The 25963-nt window shown below is 63.6% G+C and carries 21 protein-coding genes; 11 read left to right on the top strand and 10 right to left on the bottom strand.

All coding sequences use genetic code 11. The annotated features are described in order from the left end of the window. Positions 1-9: 9 nt before the first annotated feature. Entirely contained in the window at positions 10-1266 is a 1257-nt protein-coding gene (locus tag ACLFKU_RS28245) for an ABC transporter substrate-binding protein (RefSeq protein WP_410851259.1), read from the bottom strand. 275 nt (positions 1267-1541) lie between these two features. Next, complete coding sequence (locus ACLFKU_RS28250) at positions 1542-2030, bottom strand: hypothetical protein (protein ID WP_410851260.1); 489 nt, start codon at positions 2028-2030, stop codon at positions 1542-1544. Between the two features lie 638 nt (positions 2031-2668). On the opposite strand from ACLFKU_RS28250, the gene ACLFKU_RS28255 reads away from it, so the two are divergent. The 4 genes from ACLFKU_RS28255 (at position 2669) to ACLFKU_RS28270 (ending at position 7371) form a co-directional block, all read left to right on the top strand. After that, positions 2669-3934, top strand: coding sequence for an ABC transporter substrate-binding protein (locus tag ACLFKU_RS28255; RefSeq protein WP_368581290.1), 1266 nt, complete (start codon positions 2669-2671; stop codon positions 3932-3934). A 91-nt stretch (positions 3935-4025) separates the two neighbouring features. After that, the gene (locus tag ACLFKU_RS28260; RefSeq protein ID WP_410851261.1) at positions 4026-4901 is read left to right on the top strand and encodes a branched-chain amino acid ABC transporter permease; all 876 of its coding nucleotides are present in this window, start codon (positions 4026-4028) and stop codon (positions 4899-4901) included. A 23-nt stretch (positions 4902-4924) separates the two neighbouring features. Then, on the top strand, positions 4925-5851 hold the full coding sequence (locus tag ACLFKU_RS28265; RefSeq protein ID WP_368581292.1) for a branched-chain amino acid ABC transporter permease: 927 nt from the start codon (positions 4925-4927) through the stop codon (positions 5849-5851). Then, positions 5848-7371: an ATP-binding cassette domain-containing protein gene (locus ACLFKU_RS28270; protein ID WP_410851262.1), complete on the top strand. Its 1524-nt coding sequence runs from the start codon at positions 5848-5850 to the stop codon at positions 7369-7371. The genes ACLFKU_RS28265 and ACLFKU_RS28270 overlap by 4 nt, the downstream gene beginning before the upstream one ends. Positions 7372-7405: 34 nt before the next feature. On the opposite strand, the gene ACLFKU_RS28275 is transcribed toward ACLFKU_RS28270, so the two are convergent. The 3 genes from ACLFKU_RS28275 to ACLFKU_RS28285 all read right to left on the bottom strand — a co-directional run bounded on the left by ACLFKU_RS28275 (position 7406) and on the right by ACLFKU_RS28285 (position 11698). Further along, on the bottom strand, positions 7406-8953 hold the full coding sequence (locus tag ACLFKU_RS28275) for a methyl-accepting chemotaxis protein (RefSeq protein ID WP_368581294.1): 1548 nt from the start codon (positions 8951-8953) through the stop codon (positions 7406-7408). 61 nt (positions 8954-9014) lie between these two features. Continuing rightward, complete coding sequence (dctA, locus tag ACLFKU_RS28280; RefSeq protein ID WP_410851263.1) at positions 9015-10385, bottom strand: C4-dicarboxylate transporter DctA; 1371 nt, start codon at positions 10383-10385, stop codon at positions 9015-9017. 146 nt (positions 10386-10531) lie between these two features. Then, positions 10532-11698, bottom strand: a complete 1167-nt coding sequence (locus tag ACLFKU_RS28285) for a mandelate racemase/muconate lactonizing enzyme family protein (protein ID WP_410851264.1) — start codon at positions 11696-11698, stop codon at positions 10532-10534. 179 nt (positions 11699-11877) lie between these two features. On the opposite strand from ACLFKU_RS28285, the gene ACLFKU_RS28290 reads away from it, so the two are divergent. Together ACLFKU_RS28290 and ACLFKU_RS28295 are read left to right on the top strand one after the other, a co-directional pair. Continuing rightward, positions 11878-12774 carry a LysR substrate-binding domain-containing protein gene (locus ACLFKU_RS28290; protein ID WP_410842391.1) on the top strand — a complete coding sequence of 299 codons (897 nt, stop codon included), beginning with the start codon at positions 11878-11880 and terminating at the stop codon, positions 12772-12774. A gap of 179 nt (positions 12775-12953) precedes the next feature. Then, complete coding sequence (locus tag ACLFKU_RS28295; protein ID WP_410851265.1) at positions 12954-14543, top strand: methyl-accepting chemotaxis protein; 1590 nt, start codon at positions 12954-12956, stop codon at positions 14541-14543. Positions 14544-14562: 19 nt separating this feature from the next. Here ACLFKU_RS28295 and ACLFKU_RS28300 read toward each other — a convergent pair whose 3' ends face one another. From ACLFKU_RS28300 to ACLFKU_RS28310, 3 genes are all read right to left on the bottom strand, one after another. Continuing rightward, positions 14563-15408, bottom strand: a complete 846-nt coding sequence (locus ACLFKU_RS28300; protein ID WP_410851266.1) for a GNAT family N-acetyltransferase — start codon at positions 15406-15408, stop codon at positions 14563-14565. Positions 15409-15441: 33 nt separating this feature from the next. Next, a complete protein-coding gene (locus ACLFKU_RS28305; RefSeq protein WP_410851267.1) occupies positions 15442-15771 on the bottom strand; it encodes a hypothetical protein in 330 nt (109 codons plus the stop codon). A gap of 66 nt (positions 15772-15837) precedes the next feature. Next, entirely contained in the window at positions 15838-17145 is a 1308-nt protein-coding gene (locus tag ACLFKU_RS28310; protein WP_410851268.1) for a tryptophan leader peptide, read from the bottom strand. 362 nt (positions 17146-17507) lie between these two features. On the opposite strand from ACLFKU_RS28310, the gene ACLFKU_RS28315 reads away from it, so the two are divergent. Together ACLFKU_RS28315 and ACLFKU_RS28320 are read left to right on the top strand one after the other, a co-directional pair. Next, positions 17508-17993, top strand: coding sequence for an adenosine-specific kinase (locus ACLFKU_RS28315; protein WP_368581300.1), 486 nt, complete (start codon positions 17508-17510; stop codon positions 17991-17993). Between the two features lie 51 nt (positions 17994-18044). Continuing rightward, positions 18045-18947, top strand: a complete 903-nt coding sequence (locus ACLFKU_RS28320; protein WP_410851269.1) for an ATP adenylyltransferase family protein — start codon at positions 18045-18047, stop codon at positions 18945-18947. Positions 18948-18962: 15 nt separating this feature from the next. Here the strand turns inward: ACLFKU_RS28320 and ACLFKU_RS28325 are convergent, their stop codons facing one another. Beyond that, positions 18963-20618, bottom strand: a complete 1656-nt coding sequence (locus ACLFKU_RS28325; protein WP_410851270.1) for an FAD-dependent oxidoreductase — start codon at positions 20616-20618, stop codon at positions 18963-18965. A 225-nt stretch (positions 20619-20843) separates the two neighbouring features. Here ACLFKU_RS28325 and ACLFKU_RS28330 point away from each other — a divergent pair, with 225 nt between their 5' ends. Next, positions 20844-21503, top strand: coding sequence for a DUF4410 domain-containing protein (locus ACLFKU_RS28330; protein WP_410851292.1), 660 nt, complete (start codon positions 20844-20846; stop codon positions 21501-21503). An 88-nt stretch (positions 21504-21591) separates the two neighbouring features. Here the strand turns inward: ACLFKU_RS28330 and ACLFKU_RS28335 are convergent, their stop codons facing one another. After that, positions 21592-22815, bottom strand: coding sequence for a YeeE/YedE family protein (locus ACLFKU_RS28335; protein ID WP_410851271.1), 1224 nt, complete (start codon positions 22813-22815; stop codon positions 21592-21594). Positions 22816-23354: 539 nt separating this feature from the next. Here ACLFKU_RS28335 and ACLFKU_RS28340 point away from each other — a divergent pair. Together ACLFKU_RS28340 and ACLFKU_RS28345 are read left to right on the top strand one after the other, a co-directional pair. Beyond that, positions 23355-25745 carry a filamentous hemagglutinin N-terminal domain-containing protein gene (locus tag ACLFKU_RS28340; protein ID WP_410851272.1) on the top strand — a complete coding sequence of 797 codons (2391 nt, stop codon included), beginning with the start codon at positions 23355-23357 and terminating at the stop codon, positions 25743-25745. A gap of 55 nt (positions 25746-25800) precedes the next feature. After that, complete coding sequence (locus ACLFKU_RS28345; protein ID WP_368581306.1) at positions 25801-25956, top strand: hypothetical protein; 156 nt, start codon at positions 25801-25803, stop codon at positions 25954-25956. The last annotated feature ends 7 nt before the right edge of the window (positions 25957-25963 follow it).

Here is a 25963-nt window from a genome sequence, read left to right on the forward strand (position 1 = left end):
CTGCCGCTATCACTGCACTGCGGCGTTGGCCTGGGCGATCTTCTGTGCACCCTGATGCAACGCTGCGTCGGGCGTGGCCTGCCCCGTCAGCGCAAGTTGCAACGCGTCGCCGAGAATCGCCTCGATCTGCTGCCAATCTTTCACGCGAGGCCGCGCACGGCCCGCTTCGAGCGCCTTCAGTTGGTCCGGATACCAGCGATATTGCTTGACGAGTGTCGGATTGACGAAGACGCTCTTGCGCGTCGGCGGAATGCCGAGTACAGCCAGTTGTGTTTGCGTCGCCGACGAAGTCAGGTAGGCGAGAAAATCCGCCGCCACCTTCGCATGCGCGGCGTCTTTGGCAATGCCCATTTGCCAGATGCCTAGCATCGGCGCCGGTCCCTTGACCTGGCCGGGCGGCGGTTGCAGCGCGACCTGGCCGACGACGCGCGACTTCGCCGGATCGTCGAGCGCTGGCAGCCAGGCGGGCCACACTTCGATCGCTTGCGCGGCCGTGCCGCCCTGCAATGCGTCGCGCACTTCACCGGCGCCATACACGTCGACATCTTTCGGGGCCCACTTCTTCAGCGCGAGCAGCATCTTCAGCGCGGCCAGCGCTTCGGGTGAATCGATCGTGACCTTGCCGTTCGTGTCGACGACTTCTCCGCCATAGGCCCAAAGGATCGGCAGGAAACCGGTGACGACGGGGTTGCCCTTCACGCCGCGAAACACGACAGCCGAAACGTCCTTGTCGGCGGTCCCGATGGTCTGTGCGATCTTCAGCACGTCGTCCCAGCTGCGCGGCGGCTGCAGGCCGCGACTCGCGAGCAGATCCTTGCGATAGGCGAACATCTCGACATTGCCGACGATCGGCATCGCATACAAGGTTCCGGTCGACGCGCGTCCGAGGGAGATCGTCGAGGTCACCATGTCGGCATCCGCGAGCGTGGCGGGCAGCGGCTGAAGCCATCCGTTGGCGATGAATTCGGGGGACCAGGTGTCGTCCATCATCACCAGGTCATAAGCGCGCGTGTTTTCGCGTAACGACAGCTTCAGCTTCTGATACAGGTCGTTATTCGGCAGCTTCAGCAACTCGATATCGACGCCCGGGTGCTGCTTCTTGTAGCCGTCCACCGCCTGCGCGAGTCCGCGGCCGTAGATGTCGTCCCGGCCTGCGATCACGAGATCGGCGGCGTGCGCGCCAAGTGCGGCGATCGACAGGGAAGCCGCGACAGAAGCCGCGCGAAGACAGGCGAACAGGGTCGTTCGCTGGATCATTGAAGCCATGGCTCTTGAATTCCTCTCGGGGAAAGGCGTATGCGTACGATGAGTCCAGATCAACCCATCCCGCTTTTTTTATCGCGCGCGTAGCGTTGCGAAAAGAGATGCCAGATGCGGCAGCGGGAATTGCAGCAACCTATCATGACGTACATATGTCAGCAAGCAGGGTTGCCGCGTAATGTTCGGACCCGCACGGAGGTACGCTTGCAGAGTGTTCCGGTCCCGCGCCGCGGCCGCCTTCCAACCAACCATGGCGCGGGTTGATGCGCTGCGTCATGCAGCTACTTGAGCTTCCAGCTCACCTTGTGATCGATCTCGACCGCAAACGTGCCGGGTGCGGGCGGGCGCAGCGGACTGGCAGAAAACGTCGCGCTACCGGTGATGCCCTGGTACTTTCCGGTGCCCCCGATCAACGTGTGGGCGCCCGCCACGAACGTGGTGAATACCTTGTCGCCGTCGGCATCCATCTCGGTGCAGGCGCCTTGTGCTGTCTCCTTGCCGCCACGTACCCCGTAGTAGAAGACGCAGTGCACCGACATGCCGTCGAAGGTTTTCTGCCCGCTCGTGTTACGCGTGATACCAAAGCCCTCGATCACCGAATCGGAGCCCTCGTCGCCCATGTCGATGTTCGCCAATAGATGGTTAAGGTAGTAGGTTACATACGTCGTATTGCCCTGATGAGGAGGGGTCTCGACCTTTTGCGCCAACGTTGCGTCGGCACAGATCGAAAACGAAGCTCCCACAATCACCGCTTTGAAGATTGAGGTCATATTCAATACTCCGTTTCGTTATTCCATACGGACGGATCTCACTTGCATGGATTCGGTTTATCGCTGTCGCCACAAGAGTCCTCCTTGAAAGCAGGGAAGCCAGGTCGCGTGATCGGGACGAATCTGGGCCGGACGAAAATTCGCCGTAAAACTGTGGGAGTGGGGCGCTGACGCGATTGCTTCGGCGGAGTTGGTGCGGGGTCAGTCAGATGCGCCCAGTTCGGTGTGGCCGGGGCGGGAAGCGAGAGAAATGTGACTCGCGGACCGTTGCTGCGATCAAATATAGGTCAGATGTTGGCAAATCGGCTGTCCTTCTAAGGCGCTTTAAGCCGGGTACGTTCGAGAGCGTTGCGAGGCAAAACGAGGCGAACACAATGCTTCGGATGACGAATGAGGGAGAAAGAAGACCGCGAATCTTGCAGCCCATAGCCATCGATCCCACTAAGAAAAAACGGCATCCGGCGGTGCGAGCGGCAAGATTTTTCCGCTGTGCACCATGAAGTCCGTAGGGACCCGGTCATCGTTTGTACCGATTGAGCGCGGCAAAACGGGTGAATATTGTTGTGTGCGCATTCTTAAGTTGCTGCAATGTGGCGGGCAATTGTTGCTCAACGATCCATTCGAATCGGAGATGCATGATGTCCAGTAACAATGTGTGGCGAAACCTTCATTGCGTCGTCGCGACGGGGATGGTAGCGGCGGGGCTAGGTCTGGCGGCAGGCGCTCATGCGGCGGCCGAGCCGATCAAGATCGGCGTGATCAGCGAAGAATCCTCGGTGGCGGGCGCTTCGATCAGCAAGGCGGCGCAGCTCGCCGCGGACCAGATCAACGCGAGCGGCGGCGTCGATGGCCGGCCCATCCAGATCGTCGCATACGACGACCATTCATCGGCCTCCGACGGCGTGCGCGCCTTCCAGCGCGCGGCGACCCAGGATAAGGTGGTCGCCGTGATCGGCAGCTACATCAGCGAAGTGGCGCTCGCGATGGAACCGTGGTCGGGGCGCCTGAAGGTGCCCTTCATCACTCCCGGCGCGGCTAGCAACGACATCTCGAAGCACGTTCACGACGACTACGACCACTACAAGTACACGTTCCACGGCTGGATGACGTCCGCATTCATCGCGCAGTCTATCTGCGACTTCTCGCACGACGTTCTGGTCGGCCAGTTCAAGATGAAAACGACCGTCGTCATGAGCGAAGACGCGGCGTGGACCAAGCCGCTGGACGAACGCTACCTCGAATGCCTGCCCAAAGCGGGACTTCAGGTGCTCGATCACATCCGCTTCAATCCTGATACCTCCGACTTCACGCCGATCTTCAATCAGATCGAGGCGAAGCACCCCGATACGATCACCACCGGCATCAGCCACGTGGGCGTGCAGCCGACCGTGCAATGGCACGACCAGCAAGTGCCGATCCCGATGTCGGGGCAAAGCTCGCAGGCCACGACCACGAGCTTCTGGAAGGACACGAACGGCGCGACTGAAGGCGTGATCACGGCCTCGGCCGCCGCGCCGGGCGTGGCGATCACGCCGAAAACGGTGCCCTTCACGGATGAGTACCAGAAGAAGTTCGGCGTTTCTCCGGCGTATTGCGGCTTCACAAGCTACGACCTCGTTTACATCATCGCGGACGCGATCAAGCGCAACAAGGGCTCGACCGATCCGGACCAGATGGTCGACGCGCTCGAAAAAACCGACTACGTCGGCACGATCGGACGCTGGCAGTTCTATGGCAAGAGCGATCAGTTCACGCACGCGCTGAAGTACGGGCCCGGCTATATCACGGGCATCAACCTGCAATGGCAGAACGGCAAGCAGGTCGCGATCTGGCCCAAGTCGATCGCCAACGGCGCGGTGAAATTCCCGACCTTCATCAAGGTGCAGCAGGCAAGCGCGAACTAGCCGCGCGATGATCGCGACTGTCCGGACCAGCGCATGGCGAAGGCCCGGACAGCGCACGAATCGACACCCTAACCAACATGAAAGGCCGGGCATGTTGCTACTGCAGATTCTCGTCGACGGCTTTGCAATCAGCTCCCTCTATGCGCTGGGCGCGATCGGCTTCACGTTGATCTTCGGCGTCTCCGGCATCCTGAATCTCGCGCACGGCGGCGTGATGCTGGTCGCGGCGCTGATGGGCTGGATGCTCGCGGGCGAGGCGGGGCTTGGCACCTATCTCGGCACGCTGCTCGGCGTGATCGCGGGTCTCGTGACGGCCTTCGTCACCTACCTGATGGTGGTGCGGCCCATCCAACGCTCGGCTGCGATTCCCGGCGAAGAGAAGGAAATCTTCGTGCTCACCGGCACGTTGCTGTGGGGCATCATGATCCAGCAGGGCATGGCGTGGCTCTTCACCGACAACCCGGTGACGATGCGCCCGCTGATCAGCGGCGTGGCGATGGTGGGCCGCGTGCGCGTGCCGTACAACGAAATCATGATCGCGGTGGTCTGCTGGGCCGTGATCGGCATGCTGTGGCTGTTCGTGAACCGCACGCGTGCAGGCAAGGCGCTGCTCGCGGCTTCGATGAATCCGCGCGGTCTCACGCTGCTCGGTTTCGAACTCTCCCGGATCTATCTTCTCGCGTGGAGCATCTACGGCGTGCTGGCCGGCATAGCGGGCGTGCTGCTCGCTTCGTTCCTTGGCGTGAGCACGAACAATGCGGGGCAGCTGACGGCCAGCGCGTTCTCGATCGTCGTGCTGGGCGGGCTCGGCAGTGTATCGGGCTCGTTGATGGCCGCGTACGTGGTGGGTTATCTGGAGACCGTCACGGCCTATCTGATCGCGCCGACGCTGCGCCCGCTGCCCGCGTTGCTGCTGCTGGTGCTGGTCGTGTACGTGCGGCCCCAGGGCTTCCTGGGACGCCGCTAACAGTGCGAATGGAGCGTACCCCTATGTCCGTTCTTCTCCGTTCGCGTGGCGCATGGATCGCCGTTGCGCTCGTCGTGATCGCCGCGACGTTGCCGTGGTGGCTTTCCGGCTACATCCTCGGCGTGCTCACGGTGGCGTTCTACTTCGGCGTGTTCGCGATGTCGTGGGACCTGTTGTTCGGCTTTGCCGGCGAGGTCAACTTCGGGCCGACGTTCCTGATCGGACTCGGCGCCTATTCAGCTGCGATCCTCAACGCCAGATGGGGCCTGCCCATACCCGTTTGCGTGCTCTCGGGCGGCGGCGTCGCGCTGGTGGGCGGCTTGCTGCTGGCGGTGCCCGCGCTGCGGCTGCGCGGTCCTTACTTCGGGCTGGTTACGCTCGTGGCCGTGCTGCTGCTGCAGAACGCCATCGTGATCTTCGCGGGCATAACGGGCGGCGAGATCGGCATGATGGTGCCGGACGTGATGTCGGTCGATGCGAACCATAACTACTGGATCGCGCTCGCGTTCCTGATCGTTTGCGCGATCCTGCTGTTCGGCCTGTCGCGTTCGGCAGTCGGTCTGATCCTGCAGGCCAGCGGTCAGGACGCAACCGGCGCGCAGGCGCTGGGTTTCAATGTCACGCGGCACAAGCTCGTGGCCTTCTGCATCAGCGCCGTTTTCTCGGGCGTGGCAGGCGCGATGCTGGTGTTCTACCAGGGCACGGCTTCCGTGAGCACGGTGGTGGATCTCAGCGTGGGCGTGCAGATCATCATCGCGGCCGTGCTCGGCGGACGCCGCACGATACTCGGCGCGGTGCTCGGCTCGATCTTCCTGATCGTCGCCGGCGAGTTCCTGCGACCGCTCGGTCAGCTCAACACGTTCGTCGTCGCGGCGGTCGCACTGGCTGCGCTGCTGTTCTTTCCGGACGGCCTGCTCGGCAATCTGCTACGCGCGAGGGAGCGCCAATGAACGACACGCCGCTGCTCTCCGTACGCGGGCTGACCAAGCGCTTTGGCGGCCTCGTCGCGGTGAAGGATATCGGCTTCGACATCCGGCCCGGCGAGATCCTCGGTCTGATTGGACCGAACGGCTCGGGCAAGTCCACGGTCATGAAGCTGATCATGGGCATCGAGCGGCCCAATGCGGGGTCGGTCAAAGTGAACGGCGTGGAGATGGCCGGCTGGGCGCCGCACCGGATCGCGCGCGCGGGCGTGGGCATCGTGTTTCAGCATTCGCGGCCGCTGCATCGGCAAACGGTGCTGGAACACATCAAGCTCGCGCTGCTGCCTGATTCGCTCGTCAAGCTCGCTGCCGAACCCCACGTGCACCAGCGCGCGCAGGAAATCGCCGAGCGGGTGGGCCTTGCCGGCGTCATGCATCGGCATCCCGCGACGCTGCCGTTTGCGGATCTGCGCCGCATGGAGATGGCCAAGGCGATTGCGCGCGACCCGCAGGTCGTGCTGGTGGACGAGCCGTTCGCGGGACTGACGGTGGCGGAATCGCACGCGTTTTCCGAGCTGATTCGCGGCTTTCGCGCCGAAGGGCGCGCGGTGCTGCTGGTCGATCACAACGTCAAGAGTTTGTCCGCGCTCGCCGACCGCGTGCTCGCGATGTACCTCGGCGAGCGTGTCGCCGAAGGCACCGCCGAACAGGTGATGCAGAACGAGACGGTGCGCCGCGTCTATCTGGGCAGCAAGCTGGAGTTGCGCCAGCGCACCGGCGCCGCGGGCAATGCGAAGCCCACGATCCTCGAGGTGAGCGGTGTGCGCGTGCTCTACGACAAGGCTTGCGCACTCGACGACGTCAGTCTGCAAGTGCGCGAGGGCGAGTTCGTCTCGGTCGTTGGGCTCAACGGCGCGGGCAAGACGACGTTGTTCAACGCGCTCTCCGGCCTCGTGCCGTACAAGGGGACGATTCGCTTCGACGGGCGCGATCTGCGCGGAATCAGCGGTGCGGCGATCTCGCGCGCCGGCCTCGTGCAATGCCCGGAAACGCGCGAGCTATTCGGCGACATGACGGTACGCGAGAATCTCGAGCTCGGCGGATATCATCTCGCCGACACGGCGCGCGCGAAACAGCTGTCGTGGCTGTTCGATCTGTTTCCGATCCTGAAGGCGCGCCAGGGACAAACCGCGCGTACGCTGTCCGGCGGCGAGCAGCAAATGCTCGCGATCGCGCGCGCACTAATGACCCAGCCGAAGCTGCTGATTCTCGACGAGCCGACTCTCGGCCTCGCGCCCGTGATTCTCGAGCAATTGTCGAAAGCGCTGGATTCGCTGCAGAAATCCACGCCTATCACCGTGTTGCTGGGCGAGCAGAACGTCAGGTTTGCGCTGCCGCATGCCGATCGCGTCTACGTTCTCGAACATGCGCGCATCATCTGGGAGGGCAGCGCTGCGCGCTTCGAGGCGGAGATGGGGCGCGGCTTTCTCGAGGCGGTGCCTGCCAATGACGCCGACACCACGGCCTCCGGCGTCTCGCGGACCTGAAGCGCGGAGCGGCACGCGAGCCTATAGCGTGGCATCAGGCCATGGAGGCAAAGCGGAAGCGGCCAGCCGCCTGCGTCAGCAGGCCAGTCTGCTCGGTTAGCGACGCGGCCGCGGCGGCTGCCTGCTCGACGAGCGCGGCATTTTGCTGCGACATCTGATCCATCTGCGTAATCGCGCGATTGACTTCCTCGATGCCATCGCTCTGTTCGGCCGAAGCCGTCGCGATGTCGCTCATGATCGACGTGACGCGACCGACGGCCGTCTGTACTTCGCCCATCGTCTCACCGGCCCGGCCGACGAGGCGCGAACCGTCGGCGACGCGCGCGGTCGACGCGTCGATCAGCTCCTTGATTTCCTTCGCCGCGGTCGCCGAACGCTGGGCAAGATTGCGCACCTCGCCCGCGACGACGGCAAAGCCGCGTCCTTCCTCTCCGGCGCGAGCGGCCTCGACAGCCGCATTCAACGCGAGGATGTTGGTCTGAAAGGCGATACCTTCGATCACGCCGATGATCTCGCCCATTCTCTTCGCGCCGTCGTGAATGTCGCTCATCGCGTCGATGACCTGACGCACCACGTCCGCGCCCGCACCGGCCGTCGCCTTCGTTGCGTCGGCCAACTCGCGCGCCTCACGCGCGTGCGCCGCGTTCTCCGTGACGGCATTGGTCAGTTGTTCCATGCTCGCCGCCGTTTCCTCGATGGACGCCGCCTGCGCCTCGGTGCGCGCCGACAGGTCCGCGTTGCCGGCCGAAATTTGCTGGGTCGCGGACGCGATCGACTCGCTGCCGCGCGCGATCTGTTCGATCATCGTGCCGATGTCCTTCTGCATCTGCCCAACGCTTCGGATGAGGCGACCCATTTCGTCATTACTGTCGAAGCGCAATTGCTGCGACATGTCACCCTGAGCGAGTCGCTCGACATGGCGCACCGTCATGTCGATCGGGCGCGCGATTGCGCGCAGCAGCGTGAAGCCGCAAGTGACACAGGTCAGAAGACCGACGGCGATCGCAATCGCGGTAATGGTCACGAGGGTGTCGTAGCGGTCCTGCGCTGTCATGTAGCGGTTATTGCCTTGCGCGTTGCGAAACTTGTCCAGCTCCGCGGATTTCTGCGTTAGAGCCGCCGCAAACGGCGGCATAACGACCATCGCGATATGGTCGGCATCATCGTGATCGCCGCGGCTCATTGCGTCGATCATCGGCTCGAGTGCGCCACGCAGCATCGCTTCGCGGGCGTCGGCGACGGCCTTCGACAAGGCCGCCTCCGCGTCGGAAACGGGCAGTGCGCGGTACTCTTTCCAGGCCTTGTCGGAGACCGCAAGGTAGTTGCGCGCCTTATCGATGAGAGCGGCTCGATCCGCCGCCTCCGGGTGCAGCAGCACGCGATCGAGCGTGGTGCGCACTACGGTCAGGTTCAGGTTGGACTTGCCGAGCGCGGTTGCGGCGGCCACGTCGTTGGTGTACGCCTGCGCAACGGCATGGTTCGAACCACGCATGCCGGCGATACCCAGTACGCCAGTCACCGTCAGCAGGAACCCGAGCAAGGTGAGGGTGGCGAGAAGACGGAACTTGATGGTCAGTTTCATGCTGAATTCGGAAGAGTGAGATACCGCTGGGTTAACGGCACCCATTCCGAAAAGTTCAGTTCTATTGATGGTTCGGTGAGCCATCGAGGAGCGCCTCCGCTTCGGTCGGCGATGCCGAACTGACCGCGGGTTGCGCGGCAGGACCCGATGTTTGGACGTGAGCCGTGTTGTCGCGATTCAGCACCGCGCGCGCCAGCTTCCAATCGAGTTGCCTTTCCCAGCGAGCGACGACGACAGTGGCAACGCCATTGCCGATCAGGTTCGTGACCGCACGCGCCTCGTTCAGAAAGCGGTCCACGCCGAGCAGCAGCACGAGGCCTTCGACGGGAATCTTGTGCATCGAGGCCAGCGTCGCGGCCAGTGCGACGAATCCCGCCCCGGCCACGCCCGCTGAGCCTTTCGATGTGAGCAGCAGCACGCCGAGCACGAGCAACTGGTCCCAGATACTAAGGTGGACGTTCATCGCCTGGGCGATGAACAGCGCCGCCATCGTCAGATAAATCGCCGTTCCGTCGGCATTGAACGTGTAGCCGGTGGGCAGGACCATGCCGACGACGGGGCGAGGGCAGCCCATCGCCTCCATCTTGATCAGCATCTGCGGCAACACCGCTTCTGTCGACGCCGTGCCGAGCGTAATCAGAATCTCGTCCCTGATGTAGCGGAGAAACTTCCATAGCGAAAGCCCGCACATCTTCATGACAAGGCCAAGCACGACGAACACGAAGAAGAACGAGGTCAGGTAGAGACAAAGCATCAGCTCGCCGAACGATGCCAACGTGCCGATGCCGTATTTGCCGATCGTGAAGGCCATGCCGCCGAATGCGCCGATCGGAGCCACGTACATGACGATCCGCACCACGCCGAACATGCCTTGAAGGAACATGTCGAGCATGTCGACGAATGGCGCGGTACGGGCTCCCAGCTTCGCCAGCGAGATAGCGAGCAGAACTGAAAAGAAAATGACCGGAAGCATCTCGCCCTTGGCGAATGCCCCGACGATGCTATTCGGAACGATGCTCATGAAGAAGTCGAGCATGCCGTGTTGCTGCGCCGCGTGCGTATAGGTCGAAATCGCGGCGGCATCGATTTGCGACGGATCGATGTTCATGCCGCTGCCGGGCTTGACGACATTGACGACCACCATCCCCGCAATCAGCGCGACCGTCGATGCCAGTTCGAAATAGAGAAGGGCTTTCACGCCTACCCGGCCCGCCTGATGGAGGTCGTTCATGCGCGCGATCCCGACCACGACCGACGCGAAGATGATCGGCGCAAGCAGCATCCGGATCAGCTTGATGAACAGGTCGCCCAGCGGCTTCATCTGCGACGCGAGATCGGGGTAGAAGTGACCCAGCAGGACACCGGCCACGATCCCGATGACGACCTGAACGTACAGCTTGGAAAGTGCTCTTCTTACTTTCGATACTGGCATTTCTGTCTCCTGTGCGTGGCGTCTTCAAAGGGAAAATGCGGCCCTGCCACGCGAAAAGCGTGGGAGGGCCGCATTGAGCCGGCTTCGTTCCGTCTTTTATGAACCATTCGAGCGGGAATGTTGGTCGATGCCGTTGCGAGCGCGCGTTATTCAGCCAGCTTGCGCATCTCGGCGATCAGGTCGGATTTGCCTTCGAAGCCAATGCCGGGCAGCTCCGGCATCGTGATAAATCCGTTCTCGACGCGAACGCCGTCCGGGAAACCGCCGTATGGCTGAAACAGGTCCGGGTACGATTCGTTGCCGCCAAGTCCGAGGCCCGCCGCGATGTTCAGCGACATCTGGTGCCCGCCGTGCGGAATGCAACGGCTTCTCGACCAGCCATGCTGATGCAGCATGTCGAGCGTTCGCAGATATTCGACGAGGCCGTAGCTCAGCGCGCAATCGAATTGCAGCCAGTCGCGATCGGGGCGCATTCCGCCGTAGCGGATCAGGTTGCGCGCATCCTGCATCGAGAACAGGTTTTCGCCGGTCGCCATCGGCTTGTCATAGTAGTTGCGCAGCGTGGCCTGCAACTCGAAGTCGAGCGGGTCGCCGGCCTCTTCGTACCAGAACAGGTCGTACTGGGACAGCGCCTTCGCATAGCTGATCGCGGTATCGAGATCGAAGCGGCCGTTGGCATCGACCGCGAGCTTCTGTCCGTCCTGCAGCACGCTGAGGATCGAGTCGATGCGTCGCAGGTCTTCGTCGAGCGACGTGCCGCCGATTTTCTTCTTCACGACCGTGTAGCCGCGGTCGATGTAGCTGCGCATTTCATCCTTGAGCTTTTCGTGGTCCTGGCCCGGATAGTAGTAGCCGCCCGCCGCATAGACGAAGATCTTGCGGTTGGCCTCGCCGTTGCCGTACCGCTCGGCGAGCAACTGGAACAGCGGTTTGCCGGCGATTTTCGCCACCGCGTCCCAGACCGCCATATCGATCGTGCCGATCGCGACGGAGCGCTCACCGTGGCCACCGGGCTTCTCGTTGATGAACATCGTCGCCCAGATCTTGTGGGGATCGAGGTTGTCGCCGGAGTCGTCGACGAGCGAGGCCGGGTCGGCCTCGAGCAGGCGCGCGATGAAGCGCTCGCGCATCAGTTTGCCCTGGCCATAGCGGCCGTTCGAGTTGAAGCCGTAGCCGATCACCGGCTTGCCGTCGCGGATCACGTCGGTGACGACCGCGACGAGACTCAAGGTCATTTTGCTGAAGTCGATGTAGGCGTTCCGGATCGGGGAACTGATCGGAACGGTCTTTTCGCGGATTTCAACGATTCTCACGCCACTGTCTCCAGAGATTTGAACAGTTATTGAGCCGCACGGGCTGTAATGTGGTGCGTAGCTTAGCCGCGAAAGAGCTTGCTAAAATTCACTTGCGTTCACTACATATTTCACCAAAAGTGAGTACTGCACCCGCATCCGACTTCGAGTTCTTCATTCTCCTTGCGAAACTCAGGAGCATGTCCGGCGCCGCCCGCGCGCTCGATCTCAGTCCGCCGGCGGCGACCAAGCGGCTGGGGATCATCGAGCAGCGGCTCGGCGCGCGTCTGGTCAACCGGACCACGCGCAGCGTCAGCCTGACGCCCGAGGGAGAGACCTATCTGCGCTACGCGTCCCAGATCGTCGGGCAGGTCCGCGAGATGGAGGAGGCCATCTCCGGTGCCCGGCGCGATCCGCATGGGCCGTTGCGCATCAACGCGACGCTAGGTTTCGGCAGGACGACCATCGCACCGCTCGTCTCCGACTTCGCCAAACGTTTTCCGAACGTCGAAGTGCAGTTCGAGGTGACGGACCGGCCGGTCGATCTCGTCGAAGGCGCGTTCGACATGGCGATACGGTTCGGCGAGCTGCCGGACAGTCGGCTGAGCGCAAGGCGCATCATGAGCAATCGCCGTTTTCTTTGCGCGTCGCCAAAGTATCTGGAGCGGTTTGGAACGCCCGAGCGCGTGGAGGATCTGCATCAGCATCGCTGCATCATTCATCGGCAGAACGATGATGCTTATGGCGTGTGGCGCTACATCGTGAATGACCACATCGAGGCGATCAAGGTCAAAGGCGTGCTATCGAGCAATGACGGCGACATTGCGCTTCGGTGGGCGCTCGACGGTCACGGGATTCTGATTCGCTCCGAATGGGATCTGGCCAAGTACGTACAGAGCGGGCGCCTCAAGCTGGTGCTGCCGAATACCGTGCTGCCGTCGGCGGATCTGTTCGTCTATTACCCGAGGCAGCGCAATCAGACGGCGCGGGCGCGAGCCTTCATCGATTTCCTCGTCGATCATTTTCAGGCACCGTTCACGCCGGTCGACCCCACCGTCGAAGCTCCGGAAAGGAAGAAGAGGGGCTCGCGCAAGTGACGTTCATGTCGCCTGGCGTCGCCGCCACAGGTTCATAGCACTTGGTGGGGCGATGCTTTCGATTACCCGACTAAGCTAGTCAGATAACCCTCAATATTTTGAGGGTATTGCCGTTAGAACGTCCATTGACCGACATTCCGGCGCCTTCAGCAGAGCGCGGTGCCTCGCTAACGACTTTCATGCGCAATAACCAGCCTGTAACACAACGCGAATTCGATTTTCCCGCCTCGGAAATGCTTGTCTCGGCAACCGACCTGAAAGGAAGGATTCAGTACTGCAACCCCGCGTTCATTGCGATCTCAGGCTTCACGCGAGAAGAGTTGCTCGGCGCGCCACATAACATCGTCCGGCATCCCGACATGCCGCGCGAGGCCTACGCCGACATGTGGGAGACGATCCGCGCGGGTCAGCCGTGGACGGCGCTGGTGAAAAACCGCCGCAAGAATGGCGACCATTACTGGGTATGCGCGAACGTCACGCCAGTGATCGAGAGCGGTCAGATCGTCGGCTATCTGAGCGTTCGTACCAAGCCATCCCGCAACGAAGTGAGGCTTGCAGAGTCAACCTATGCGCGGATGCGCGAAGGCACGTTGCGCTCGCACAAGTTGCGCCGCGGGAAGCTCGTGCGTACCGGGATAGCCGGCAAGCTTCAGGCACTGACACGCATGTCGGTCGTGGCGCGCATCGGGATCGGCTACGCGATCGCGCCGCTGGTCTTTCCGCTCCTCGGCGCGGTGCAGTACGGCGGGCTGCCGCCGTTGCCGTACTGGACTGCGACGGCCGTCTCCGCAGTGCTGGCCGGCCTCGCCTGGTTCGCGCTGAGTAAGCAGTTGGGTGCGCCGCTCGCGGGGCTCTCCAGTTTCGCCACCCGTATGGCTGCCGGTGACCTGACTGCCGAAATGAGGATCTCGAGGAACGGCGATTTCGGCGACGTACTGAGCGCGCTGAACCAACTGAAGGCGAACCTCGGCGCGATCGTGCTGGACGTGCGTGGCCAGATCGGCGGTGTGGTCGGCTCCGCTCGGGAAATGTCGAGCGGTAATGAGGATCTGGCGCGCCGCACTGAATCGCAAGCGGCGTCGCTCGAGGAAACGGCCGCGACCATGGAGCAATTCACCACCAGCGTGAAGGCCAATGCAGACGCCGCCGCATCCGCGCTCGGACTTGCCCGGGAAGCGCAGGATGCCGCGGCGCTTGGCGGCGAGATCGTCGGTCACGTTGAGCGCACCATGTCCGGCATTACGTCGGCGTCGCAGCGTATCGCCGATATCACGGGCGTGATCGATGGGATCGCCTTTCAGACCAACATCATTGCACTGAACGCGGCGGTCGAAGCCGCCCGTGCCGGCGACGCCGGCCGATCGTTCGCGGTCGTCGCCACCGAAGTGCGCATGCTGGCGCAACGTTGCGCGGAGTCTGCAAGGCAAATCAAGTCCGTGGTGGATCTGACCGTCGCGGAAGTCTCGCAAGGAACGGAACTGATCGACCGCACCGCGTCGCAGATGAAAGTGATCGACGAGACGGTCAGACGCGTACTGACCATCATCGACGATGTGTCAAACGCAAGCGACGAGCAGGCCAAAGGCATCATGCAGGTGAATCAGGCAATCACGCACCTCGACAGCGCGACCCAGCAAAATGCCGCGCTGGTGGAGCAAGCGACGGCCACCGCGCAACGGCTGATCGACTCCGCTCAAGTGCTGGATGAGACCGTGCGCCTTTTCACCATTTCCGGTCAGCGTGAGTCGTCGCTGACGGCCGCTCGATGATCGTTCCGTTGCATTGCCGTCAACCCAGTTCGAACGTACTCACCCCGAACACGCGTTGCACCGGAATCGCCGGCGCGGCGCGCGTGTACATGCGCGCCGTTTCGAATGCGCTCACCATGCCGTAGCGTTGCGCGAGCGCGACGGCAGCCGCGTTGACTTCCGGGACATCGAGCGCGATGACTTCGCCCGCGACGCTCGCGACCAGGCCGTCGAATAGCTCGCTGGCAATCCGTGCGTCGTCGGCAAAGAGCGGCCCGATCTTGTAGCCGCTCCTGCAACGGCGCAGCACGCCGTACCCTCTGATCTGGGCGTTGCGCACATTCGCCAGAGCCAGCGCCTGTGGTTGCGCGATCCAGTCCGCGAGGAAGCGGGAACGGGCGGTCGAAAAACAGGCGCTGTCGTAGGCAAGCAGTTGCGCGAACGGTACCTCCCGCGCGTTCGTCAGCTTGGGCGTCGACGCGGCTCGCACGACGCCCTGAAAGCGGATGTTGCGATACGCGAGCTGGAAGCCGGATTTCCTATAGTTTTGCTGCTGGGCAACGACACCATCGAGGCCGATCGTACGATCTCCCAGATAGCGCATCGCGTGCTGCCAGGTGCGCAGACCGAAACCCCTGGCGCGAAATGCCGGCTTGACGATGTAGAGGCCAATGAAACCGAAACGCTCGTCGTAGGCGACTGCCGAGATGCATGCCACCGGCTCGCCGCGCCAGATACCGACGAAAAAGCCGTTGGGGTCTGCATTCCAGAAGCATCGCGCGTCGTCGAGGCCCGGATTCCATCCCTCTGCCGCAGCCCATTCGATCGCGAGATCGACCTCGCTGGACGACATGTTGCGCACGACGAAATCGCTATGATCATCCATGCTCAAAGGCGGCAACGTGATTGGCTACGACGTCTACGCGGGCGTGAAGACGACAGCGCCATGCCCGGCAACTTGCGCGAAGGTCCGGGCGAAGCGGTAGGCCTGTCCTTCGATGACCAACTGGTTGAACCCTGACCGGGTGGTCTCCAGAAGCGCGTGGACGACCGTGTTCGGAATGGCCGCGCAGCTTGTCCAGTCCGCGTCTGGCTCGCCGGGGTCCCCAAGATAGACTTCGCTATTTTCGCCGTGAGAGAGCACGAAAATCAGGCTCTGTCCTTTGTCTAGCGACAGCTCCAGGTACTCCGAAAGCGTGGATGCCGCCTCGGTCGCTGCATCGCGCGGGGCGCGTGAGGAAGAATTCATAAGTGGCCTTTGGTCGGTCGGGCGTGGCATCCACGGGTAACAAGACACCGCACACCAGCAAGATGATCAGTCCGGCAACTGCCCGGGCGCACCATCCAGAATGCGAAGCTTGTCGTCGATATCGGGAAGCTGATGGCCGGCCGCGCGAAGCTCGTTGACGAGCCGATGCGCAGTTGCACGACACTGCGCCAGCGTCTCATGCAGTCGCGGTTCGCCCCGCAGACCCGTCACCACCTTTTCCAGCTCGGAGGGGGGCTCGCTCAGCAGCGCGGGGACCACCTCTTCTGGCGGAATCAGCGACCCGTGGCTCAAAAGCTGAGCCGTCCAGTCGCATCCATACAGCAGCGCGCGCCGCTCGGTCCGTTTCGCTTCGTCCTGCTCCAGGGTCGCGAGACTGTGCCGGTTCTTGTGAATCGAAGCGCGCCAGGTTGCAAGTATGTCCGCGCGCAACTCCGCAATTGCATTGCCGACGGACGTGCTCTGTCCGCCAACCACGAGCCGGCGTTCATCGAGCCTGTCGACATGGTCCCGGTATCGTTCGAGGAAGGGCTGCCAGTTCAACGGCAATTCGGTCGTCCCGGAGAACGACCGGCTGATCTCGTTGAGCTCGCTCCTGACCTCCTCGATGGCCCGGGCATCGGCAAGCCGTGCCTCATAGACTTCGTGAGCGGTCACCATCTGGCGATGAAGCGCGAACAGCGGATTCTTGTGGCGGCGTTGCAGGTGTCGTTCGGCCGCGCCGGGATGAGCGCTCCATTTCCAGTTGGGCAGCGATTTCGCGTCGAACTCGACCGCGTCTACCATGGGCCGGAATACCGCCAGCCCCTCTTCGGTCGCATGGCGAAAACAGTCGGCCAGCTTGAAGTCATTGCCTTGCAGGTGGATACCTTCGGTCCCCGCATACGGAGAATCCGGCGCGAGCCGCAGGAATGCTGTAGCGAGGAAAAACTCCATCGGCAGCTCGACGGACATACCCTCCAGACGGAAGCTGCGCTGTTGAGCGGAAAGGTCTTCGACAGAATGCGCGAGGCGGTTTTCGAGGTCGAGCAGCGTGTCGATCCTGTCGCCGGCAGACGGTTGCATCGCGTCGGCGAGCAGGCAAAAAGATTCGCGCACCATTTTTGCCGCGATGGTGCCGTGCTTCTCGGCGAAAAGCCACAGCCAAAGGGCAAGCTGATAACCCCGCACCCCGTTTCGGGCGAGCGTTTCGACTTCGGGCGTGAAGGTGATCCCGGGCGCGGCCCAGTTCGCAAACGGTGGCGCGTCGCTGACCAGGTACATGTCCAGAAGCTGCTTCAACGACTCATGGGTCCCGCTCGGCCAGCTTCGCGTCTCGTCGTTCTGCTTCTCGGTCTTCCAAAGTTTCCAGGCCATCGTGGACCTCGCAAGAGTGTGCGGGATGCGGCTTGGTGAAGATACTTGCACACTCGGTCGGGGGCGTAAACCGGCGCTTGACCTTGTTGACTCGGACGGGCTGTTGCGGCGCGATGGGGTGTAAAGCGGGTCAAAACGCTATGACGGAGCCCTCCGTAGCACGATGCCGCGATCACTTGGTTATAGACGCGAACGTCCTTTCCGGGTAGGCCCGCAACGTCGTTCGCCAGACGCCCGGATTTCGTACTAGGCTAGAAGCCGGATCGACGAAGACAGGCTGACGCGCGAACCATCCGCAGTCGGGTTGGCCGGCGTTCGACGTGTTTTCATCGGCGTATTGCCGCAATGCAGCGAGGTCCACCATGCAATTGTCCGCCGTCAAGGTCGTCAAGCCCGAAGCGACCAATTTCATCCTCGGGCAAAGCCACTTCATCAAATCCGTCGAGGATATTCACGAAGCGATGGTCGGCACGGTGCCCGGCATCAAGTTCGGCCTCGCGTTTTGCGAGGCCTCCGGCAAGCGCCTCGTGCGGCGCTCCGGCACCGACGACAGCCTCGTCGAGATGGCATGCCAGAACGCGACCAACGTCGGCGCGGGCCATAGCTTCTTCGTGTTTCTGGGCGACGGCTTTTTCCCCGTCAACGTGCTGAACACGATCAAGGCCGTGCCCGAGGTCTGCCGCATCTTCTGCGCAACGGCGAATCCCGTCGAAGTGCTGATCGCTGAAACGGATCAGGGGCGCGGGATCGTCGGCGTGATCGATGGCTTTCCGCCCGTCGGCACCGAAAGCGCGGAAGACGTTCAATGGCGCAAGGATCTTTTGCGCACGATAGGCTACAAGCTGTAGCGGCTGCGCTTTCACTCGCTTCACACGCACCGCCATACCTGCCGACATGCTATGGAACGACAACGACGCCTGATTCCGGGCACGCTGTGGCCCGCCATTCTGCGACAGACCGACCATGCGCTCGGTTGCGGCGCGCTGCGGCCGATCGACACCCAACAGTGCATGATCGACAGTGGCGGCATCCGTTTTCTCGTGCGTCAGGTGTCGAGCCTGACGCACAAGGAACAACAGCGCGAGCAAGCGCACAAACTGCAGACCGCAAGGCGCCCCGAAGCGAACCCGTTTCTTCCGCCCGACCCGGATCTGTTCGTCGCCGATATCTCGGATACGCATCTCGCGTTGCTCAACAAATTCAACGTGATCGATCATCACCTGCTGATCGTCACGCGCGCATTCGAACCGCAGGAAGCGCTGCTCGATCTTGCCGATTTCGAAGCGCTGCTCGCGTGCATGGCCGAATTCGATGGCATCGGCTTTTACAACGCCGGCACGGAGTCGGGCGCGAGCCAGCCCCACAAGCATCTGCAGATCGTGCCGCTGCCGCTCGGGGACACCGGTCCGCCGGTGCCTGTCGAGCCCTTGCTGGGTGCGCAGGACCGCTTGCCGGAGCTGCCGTTCTGGCATGCGTTCGCGCGCTTCGACGCGGATGATCTGACGCGCGCGGATGCGCCGAAGCTGGCGCTGTCCCGCTATCGCACGCTGCTCGAAGCGGCGGGTGTCGGCGCGCTCGAAATCGATCGCGTGTGGTGTCATGCGGCACCCTACAACCTGCTGGTCACGCGGCGCTGGATGCTGCTCGTGCCGAGATCGCAAGAGCGTGTCGAAGGCGTGTCGATCAACGCGCTCGGGTTTGCGGGTTCGCTGTTCGTGCGTGACGCGGCTCAACTGGACGTGATCGAAAGGCTCGGCCCGATGACGGTATTGGAACGCGCCGCGCTGCCTGCGAATACATAGCGACCGTCAACGAACTCACGCACCGTCCGACTGCAAGTACCTGTGCGCGAAAGCAATCGCCATGCTGCCTTCGCCGACGGCCGAAGCGACGCGCTTCACGGGGCTCAGCCTCACATCCCCGCACGCAAACACGCCAGGCACACTCGATTCGAGCAGATAAGGATCGCGGTGATGATGCGGCCAGCGTGCGGCCTTGACGACGTCGTCGCCGGTCAGAACATAGCCGCGTGCGTCGCGCGCGATTTCGGACGGTAGCCACTCCGTCTGCGCATCCGCTCCGATGAAGACGAACAGGCCGCCGCAATCGTGCCGGCTTACTGCGTCCGTTGTCGAATCGCGAATGTCGATGGCCGTCAGATGCGTATCGCCATGCGCGCCGACGACTTCCGAGCGCAAGCGCACCGCGACATTCGATTTGCCCGCAAGCTGTTCGACCAGATAGCGCGACATGCCCTTTTCGAGCGAATCGCCGCGCACGACGAGCGTCACGCTGCGCGCATGATTGGCGAAGAACAACGCCGCCTGGCCGGCCGAATTGCCGCCGCCGATCAGATGGACGTCGAGCCCGTGGGTCGCGCTCGCCTCGCTGCGCGCCGCGCCGTAGTAGATCCCCTTGCCGATGAAGCGGTCGAAGCCGTCGATCGCAAGCCGCCGCCACGTGACGCCCGTCGCGAGAATGATGGTCCGCGCGTGCACCGCGTCGCCGCCATCGAGATGAATCCGCCGCGTCTTTACATCGATGCGCTCGACCGAGCGCGTCACGAGGATTTCCGCGCCGAGCCGCCGTGCCTGTTGCAGCGCGCGGCTCGCGAGTTCGTCGCCGGAAACGCCATTGGGAAAGCCGAGATAATTCTCGATGCGCGAGGACGTGCCCGCCTGTCCGCCCGGCGCCTCGCGCTCCAGCACCAGCGTGCGCAGACCTTCGGACGCGCCGTACACCGCGGCAGCCAGCCCCGCGGGGCCGCCGCCGATGATCGCCGTGTCGTATCCGTCCAGACGCGGCTGCGTCTGAAGGCCGAGCAGCCCCGCCAGTTCGCGGGTCGCGGGCCGGCTCAGCACCGTGCTGTCGACGAGGCGCAACGCGGGGCACTCGCTTTCCGTTGGACAGGTGCCGGGCCAACGCGCGGCCAGTTCGGGCGCATCCGGCGAAAGCCAGTCGGCGCTGATCTGATTGCGCGCGAGAAACTGGCGCAGCAGCGTGCACGCATCGTCCCAGCGGTTGCCGACGATCGTCACACGCGCTTTCGGCGGCTCGGCGGAAAGGCTTTGCAGCCCGCCGATGCGTTCGCGCGCGAGCGCGCCCATCTTGAACGCCACCTCCGGCGACGCCGCCGCGAGCGCATAGTATTGCGGCGCGTCGACGCGCATCACGCGCGAAGGCTCGGCGGCTCGATAGGCGCCCGGAAACGGCGAACTCAGCGCAAGCGGCACTTCGCCGAAGATCGTGCCGGGCAGACGCCAGCCCAAGGTCCGCTCGATACCGTCGAACGTCTTGATGACTTCCATCTTGCCCGACAGCACCGCGTATAACGCGCGCTCGCCGCCTTCATGAACCGCGAACTCGCCCGCGCACAGATGCAGGTCGGCGGCCGCGTGCGCGAGGTTTTCCAGTTCGCTGTCGGGGAGGGTCGAGAACAGCGGCACGGCGCGAATGTCGTCGATCGTCAGCATGGCTTTGTTTTCCGTTTGTCGGACTCGCGCCAAGGCATACGCGGACAACGCGCGTAGCCACCAACCGCATCGACCCAGTATAGGATTTTCGGATCGCGATGCAGACGATCGAAAGTCCTAAGATGGGTAAAGAGCCTGGATGTGAGTGCCGTAATTCGTCGTTGCCATGCGGCCAGTACCAGGCGATCAGCGCGGAGGTGCGCAATGATGTTTCGATGGCTGCGAATGGTCTGTCTGGCGACGTATGTGTGTGCCAGTGCGGAAGGATGTCTGGCGGCGGATGCATCTGCAGCGCTGGCGGCGCCTGTCGCGCCGGCGGTCGTCTATGTCGCCGATTTCGATCTCGACGCCGCGAATATCACCCCTGACAGCGGGCCGGGTCACCGCGCGCGAGGCATCGTGGGCAATCTGGTGCCGGCGGGTCCGCTGCGCCAGCAGCAGGACCCGCAGGCGCGGGCGCGCGAGATCGTTGCGCTGATGGCGCAATCCTTGACGGACGATCTGAAGAAGGCCGGAGTCGACGCGCGCCGCGTCGCGCCGGGTGAGCCGCTGCCGCACGACGGCTGGCAGGTGCGCGGTGTTTTTCTCAGCGTCGATGAGGGTAACCGGCTGCGTCGCGCGATGGTGGGCATGGGGGCGGGCCAAAGCCAGTTTCAGGTCGCGGTTTCCTGCGATAACCTGGCTGCGCCGGAGTTGCCGCCGCTTTATGAAAGTGTTGAAGAGGGGAAGAGCAGGGATATGCCGGGCGCGGTGATCAAGCTCAATCCGTACGTGATCGCGGCGAAGGTGGTTCTGTCCGGCCGCGATGAAAAGACGGCGGTCAGGAACAGCGCGGCGCAGATAGCCGACCAGATCGCGCAACGGCTTCAGACTGGCGCCAGGTAGAAGACTCGACTTGGTTCAGACGACTTTGGAACTGCGCGGGCGGGGCCGCAGCGCAGCCCTCGCCCGATATGCGGCCGAAGCCGCCCGATCAGCAGCCCGTCTGTTTGACCCGTTCGACCGGCAGGCCGAACAGCGGACGCAGCTTCGTGCCGACCACGTTGCCGAAAAATGCCGCGACGAGCCACAGCCAGCCGTGCAGGCTGCCCGACACGATGCCGCTGAAGTACGCGCCGATATTGCAGCCGTACGCGAGACGCGCGCCGTAGCCGAGAATCAGACCGCCGACGATCGCCGCGATCAGCGAGCGCAGCGGCAGACGCCACACCGGCGCATAGCGGCCGGCCAGCGAAGCGGCGAGCATCGCGCCGATCACGATGCCGATGTCCATCACCGACTTCATGTCGTGGCTGATCGGCGCGGCGAGGGCGGCCGCGTTCGGACCGGTGCTCCACACCGGCCAGCTCGCGACGTCGACGCCCAATGCGGAAAACGCCTTGGCGCCCCACAGCGCGAACGCCGACGTGATGCCCCACGGACGACCCGACAGCGCGAGCGTCACGAAGTTGAGGATCGCGAGCACGACGCCGCCGGCGAGGAGCGGCCACGGGCCATGCAGCCACGGCGATGCGTTCGGTGCGCGCTCCACTTCGCTGACGAGGCGGCCGTGACGGCGCTTCTCGATCAGCACGGTCAGCGCGGCGATCGCCGCGAACACCACGAGGTTCAGCGCGATCCCCGGGACCACGCCGAGCGTCTGCACCAGCGAGATCGGCGGCAGATGCGGCATCGCGGACCAGAACGGCATATGCGCAGTGCCGATCACCGAGCCGATGATGAACGCGATCAGCGTGACCACCATCCGCGTGCTGCCGCCGCCGACCGTGTACAGCGTGCCGGACGCGCAGCCGCCGCCGAGCTGCATGCCAATACCGAACATGAACGCGCCGACCACTACCGAGGTGCCGACGGGCGACACTTCGCCCACCACCGGATGACCGAACAGCGTGCCGGCGGAAAGCGCCGGGAAGAACAGCAGCACGCCGACCGCGAGCATCAGCATCTGTGCGCGCAGGCCGGCGCCGCGGCCGTCGGCGATGAACACGCGCCATGCGGACGTGAAGCCGAACGCGGCGTGATAGAGCGTGATGCCGAGCAGCGCGCCGAGGACGTACAGCGCGGCCTGCTTCACGCTGACGGTCTGCGCGAGATAGATCGCGCCGAGCACGACCAGCGCGAGCGCGACGGCGAGCGGCTTCGGATTGATGTTGACGGCACGGCGAGGCGCGCTGAATGGCGTGGAGAGATCGGACATGATGAGTGGGGCGGACGCGCTTGTCGCGCGAGGGCGGCGCGCCGGTCGAACGGCGCTCGCTGCGCGGGAGGGGCCGCGAATAATCGTTTCGGGAAAGCACGGGAGTATACCGAAATGTCCGGTCGCGGCCGCTGCCTGTCGGGGGGCGCGCTGCGCGATGGCGAGTCCGGGCGCGGACGGTGCCGCGACCCCGCAATGCCCGCCGCATGGGCCTTTGCGGAAATCGACGGTGCTTGGATGTCCGTCGCTTAATAACCCATCGTAATAACGGTATTTCAAACTTGCATTGAAATTGTCATCAACGTGGAAGGCGATGGTAATAACCAGCGTCGCGTCCCGGTCGCGCAACAACATTTCGGGCCGAAATATCGACCAAATTAGCCACGACTTTCAAACCAGGCTGCGATCATGCGGCGAGACTGGTACAAAAGCCTTACGGGAAGGCGCAAATCGTTGAGATTGCCCGCGAGTGGCGACGAGGCGAACTGCTAGTCTTCATACCGGCGCGGCCGTTTCGCGCGAGCCTGGAAGGGGGATGTATGAGAACTCAAAGACCACCTCAGCTGCGGCGACGTGCATCGCCACGTCGTCATTCAAGCGGGCGAATTTCAATCGTCATCGTCGTTTCGCTGACGGGACTCTTCACGACGCACGTTGCGTGCGCGGCGGGGACTTTGCCACAGGGTGGGCACTTCGTCGCCGGCTCGGGAAGCATCGCTCAGAACGACGCCGGCATCAGCATTACGCAGGCGGGCTCGCGCGGCATCATCGAATGGAACAGTTTTTCGATCGGATCGCGCCGCACGGTATCGATCGACAACGGCACGGGCGCCACACTCAATCGCGTGACGGGTAACGATGTGTCGGCGATCTACGGCACGCTGAAGGGCACCGGCAGCATCTACCTGATCAATCCGCATGGCGTGCTGATCGGGCCTGGCGGCGTGGTGTCGACGGGGGGGCGCTTCGTCGCCTCGACCCTGGACGTCCCCAACGATGTCTTTCTCAACCCGCCCGTGATCGGCGGGTCAGCTTACACAGGCAGTTCCACGGCGGATGTCGTCAATCTCGGCAAGATCAGTTCGTCGGGTGGGGACGTGTTCCTGATATCGGCCAACAAGGTCACGAACGCAGGGACGATCGACGCGCCGAACGGCAATGCCGAATTCGCCACGGGCCGTCAGGTGCGTCTGCACGACGGCAGCTATCAGCAAGTCTTCGTGGACGTGGGAAGCGGCGGCACGGTGATGAACTCGGGCAAGGTGCGGTCAGCGATCATCAACGTGCAGGCGGCCGACGGCAACATCTTCGCGCTCGCGGGTCATTCGGGCGCGCTGCGCGCCACCGGCACCGCGACGCGCGACGGCCACGTCTGGCTCGTCGCGAACACCACTGTCAACGGGGTCCTCGTCAATTCCGGCAACGTCGATGCGCGCGGCGCGCGAATCAGCGCGCGCAACGCGGACGGCAGCGGCGGCACGGTCGACATGTCGGGCAAGGACGTCAAGGTCGGCGGCGCGGATGTGCGGGCGAAAGCGTGGAACATCACCACCGGGGACTTCATCGCGGACGGCCCCACTGCCCATACGCTCGGCGCGAGCCTGAGCCACGGCGCGTCGATCTCCGTGATCGCGAACGGCGGGGACGGCAAGCTCGGTGCGACCGGTGAAGGAGACATCGCGATCGACGCCAGCGTGCGCTGGCACGGAGCATCCTCGCTGACGCTCGATGCGGCGCACTCGCTGACGATCGCACCGCAGGCGACCATCGCCAATGCGGGCAAAGGTTCGCTCACGCTGTCCGCCGATACTAATGGTTTCGACAACGGCGGCAGCCTGACCAATCTGGGCACGATCGACTGGTCGCGCAGCAGGGGCATTGTCAGTGGCCAGTACGACATGAACGGCAGCTACACGCCCGGCACGGTGTACACCAACGCATCGTGGCGCCCTGCGCCGTTCAGTGGGCTCGTCACGCAGTTCACGGCCTATCAGCTCGTCAACTCGATGGCTGACCTGAGCGCGGTGAATAACAACCTGTCCGGCAACTATGCGCTCGGCAGCAGGGGGCTGGAATTCGCGGGTGCGCCGGACTTCGGCGGCATCGGCACCGCCGCGAATCCGTTCACCGGTCAGTTCGACGGCATGGGGCATCTGCCCGCGGACCTGCATCTGTCGAGCGCGGCCGATACCGGACTCTTCGGCGTGATCGGCAAGAGCGGCGTCGTGCGCAATTTCACGCTGGCGGACGGCGCCGCGACCTCATCGGGAGGAACGGTCGGCTTGCTGGCCGGCGTCAACTACGGGCACATGGTGAACGTCGGCGCAACCGGCACCATCGATGTGACCGGCAACACGAGTACGGTGGCCGGCGGCCTGGTGGGCGAGAACTTTGGACGTATCGAGCGCTCGTGGGCGGGCGTGGCCATCACCGGCGCGGATCAGGTCGGCGGGCTCGTCGGACTTAACGATGGCCGCATCGGTCAGTCTTTCGCGATCGGCCGGGCAACAACCGGTGCGCAAAGCACAGTCGGCGGACTCGTCGGCACCAACCATGGCGCGATCGCCCAATCGTATGCAGACGAATTCCTGAGCGGCGGCGCGACTGTCGGAGGGCTTGTCGGCAGCAATACGGGCTCCATCCGCGAGTCGTATGCCGCGTCGAGGCTCACGCCGGGCGCGACCGCGACGACAGGCGGTATCGCGGGCACGAACAGCGGCCGCATCGCCGCGAACGTGTTCTGGAACCGCGAATCGTCAGGGGCGGCGGCGGGCGTCGGCGCGGGCACGGCGGTGGCCGACTCGAGCGGACTCACCGATCAACAGTTGCTCGAGCCGGCGAGCTTCGGTCCGACCTGGGATTTCGGCGCGAACGGCACGTGGGTCGCGGGCTATCCGGGGCCGCAATTGCGCTGGCTGGCAGGGCCCTGACATCGAGCGCATCGCCTACCATATAGCCATGGTCGCAACCTGAAAGGAGGCTGCCATGACTCAGTCAATGATGGGCCTGGTAGTGGCGTTGGCGGCCCTGCTGGTCATCGCGTTCGTGTTCGCGCGGCGATACAGGCACGCGCATCCGCAAGAGACTATGACCCAGTGGCTCGACGCCCATCACATGGGCTGGCTACATCACAGGCACTGACTCCGGA

Source organism: Paraburkholderia sp. EG304 (assembly GCF_046543485.1).
Classification (GTDB): domain Bacteria; phylum Pseudomonadota; class Gammaproteobacteria; order Burkholderiales; family Burkholderiaceae; genus Paraburkholderia; species Paraburkholderia youngii.

Coding starts and splice junctions, on each gene's coding strand:
- ACLFKU_RS28340 (WP_410851272.1), top strand. CDS start 23,355: ATGAGAACTCAAAGACCACCTCAGCTGCGGCGACGTGCATCGCCACGT.
- dctA (WP_410851263.1), bottom strand. CDS start 10,385: ATGCCAGTATCGAAAGTAAGAAGAGCACTTTCCAAGCTGTACGTTCAG.
- ACLFKU_RS28325 (WP_410851270.1), bottom strand. CDS start 20,618: ATGCTGACGATCGACGACATTCGCGCCGTGCCGCTGTTCTCGACCCTC.
- ACLFKU_RS28310 (WP_410851268.1), bottom strand. CDS start 17,145: ATGGCCTGGAAACTTTGGAAGACCGAGAAGCAGAACGACGAGACGCGA.
- ACLFKU_RS28295 (WP_410851265.1), top strand. CDS start 12,954: ATGCGCAATAACCAGCCTGTAACACAACGCGAATTCGATTTTCCCGCC.
- ACLFKU_RS28290 (WP_410842391.1), top strand. CDS start 11,878: ATGTCCGGCGCCGCCCGCGCGCTCGATCTCAGTCCGCCGGCGGCGACC.
- ACLFKU_RS28300 (WP_410851266.1), bottom strand. CDS start 15,408: ATGGATGATCATAGCGATTTCGTCGTGCGCAACATGTCGTCCAGCGAG.
- ACLFKU_RS28255 (WP_368581290.1), top strand. CDS start 2,669: ATGTCCAGTAACAATGTGTGGCGAAACCTTCATTGCGTCGTCGCGACG.
- ACLFKU_RS28305 (WP_410851267.1), bottom strand. CDS start 15,771: ATGAATTCTTCCTCACGCGCCCCGCGCGATGCAGCGACCGAGGCGGCA.
- ACLFKU_RS28315 (WP_368581300.1), top strand. CDS start 17,508: ATGCAATTGTCCGCCGTCAAGGTCGTCAAGCCCGAAGCGACCAATTTC.
- ACLFKU_RS28345 (WP_368581306.1), top strand. CDS start 25,801: ATGACTCAGTCAATGATGGGCCTGGTAGTGGCGTTGGCGGCCCTGCTG.
- ACLFKU_RS28270 (WP_410851262.1), top strand. CDS start 5,848: ATGAACGACACGCCGCTGCTCTCCGTACGCGGGCTGACCAAGCGCTTT.
- ACLFKU_RS28330 (WP_410851292.1), top strand. CDS start 20,844: ATGGTCTGTCTGGCGACGTATGTGTGTGCCAGTGCGGAAGGATGTCTG.
- ACLFKU_RS28260 (WP_410851261.1), top strand. CDS start 4,026: ATGTTGCTACTGCAGATTCTCGTCGACGGCTTTGCAATCAGCTCCCTC.
- ACLFKU_RS28275 (WP_368581294.1), bottom strand. CDS start 8,953: ATGAAACTGACCATCAAGTTCCGTCTTCTCGCCACCCTCACCTTGCTC.
- ACLFKU_RS28335 (WP_410851271.1), bottom strand. CDS start 22,815: ATGTCCGATCTCTCCACGCCATTCAGCGCGCCTCGCCGTGCCGTCAAC.
- ACLFKU_RS28245 (WP_410851259.1), bottom strand. CDS start 1,266: ATGGCTTCAATGATCCAGCGAACGACCCTGTTCGCCTGTCTTCGCGCG.
- ACLFKU_RS28265 (WP_368581292.1), top strand. CDS start 4,925: ATGTCCGTTCTTCTCCGTTCGCGTGGCGCATGGATCGCCGTTGCGCTC.
- ACLFKU_RS28250 (WP_410851260.1), bottom strand. CDS start 2,030: ATGACCTCAATCTTCAAAGCGGTGATTGTGGGAGCTTCGTTTTCGATC.
- ACLFKU_RS28320 (WP_410851269.1), top strand. CDS start 18,045: ATGGAACGACAACGACGCCTGATTCCGGGCACGCTGTGGCCCGCCATT.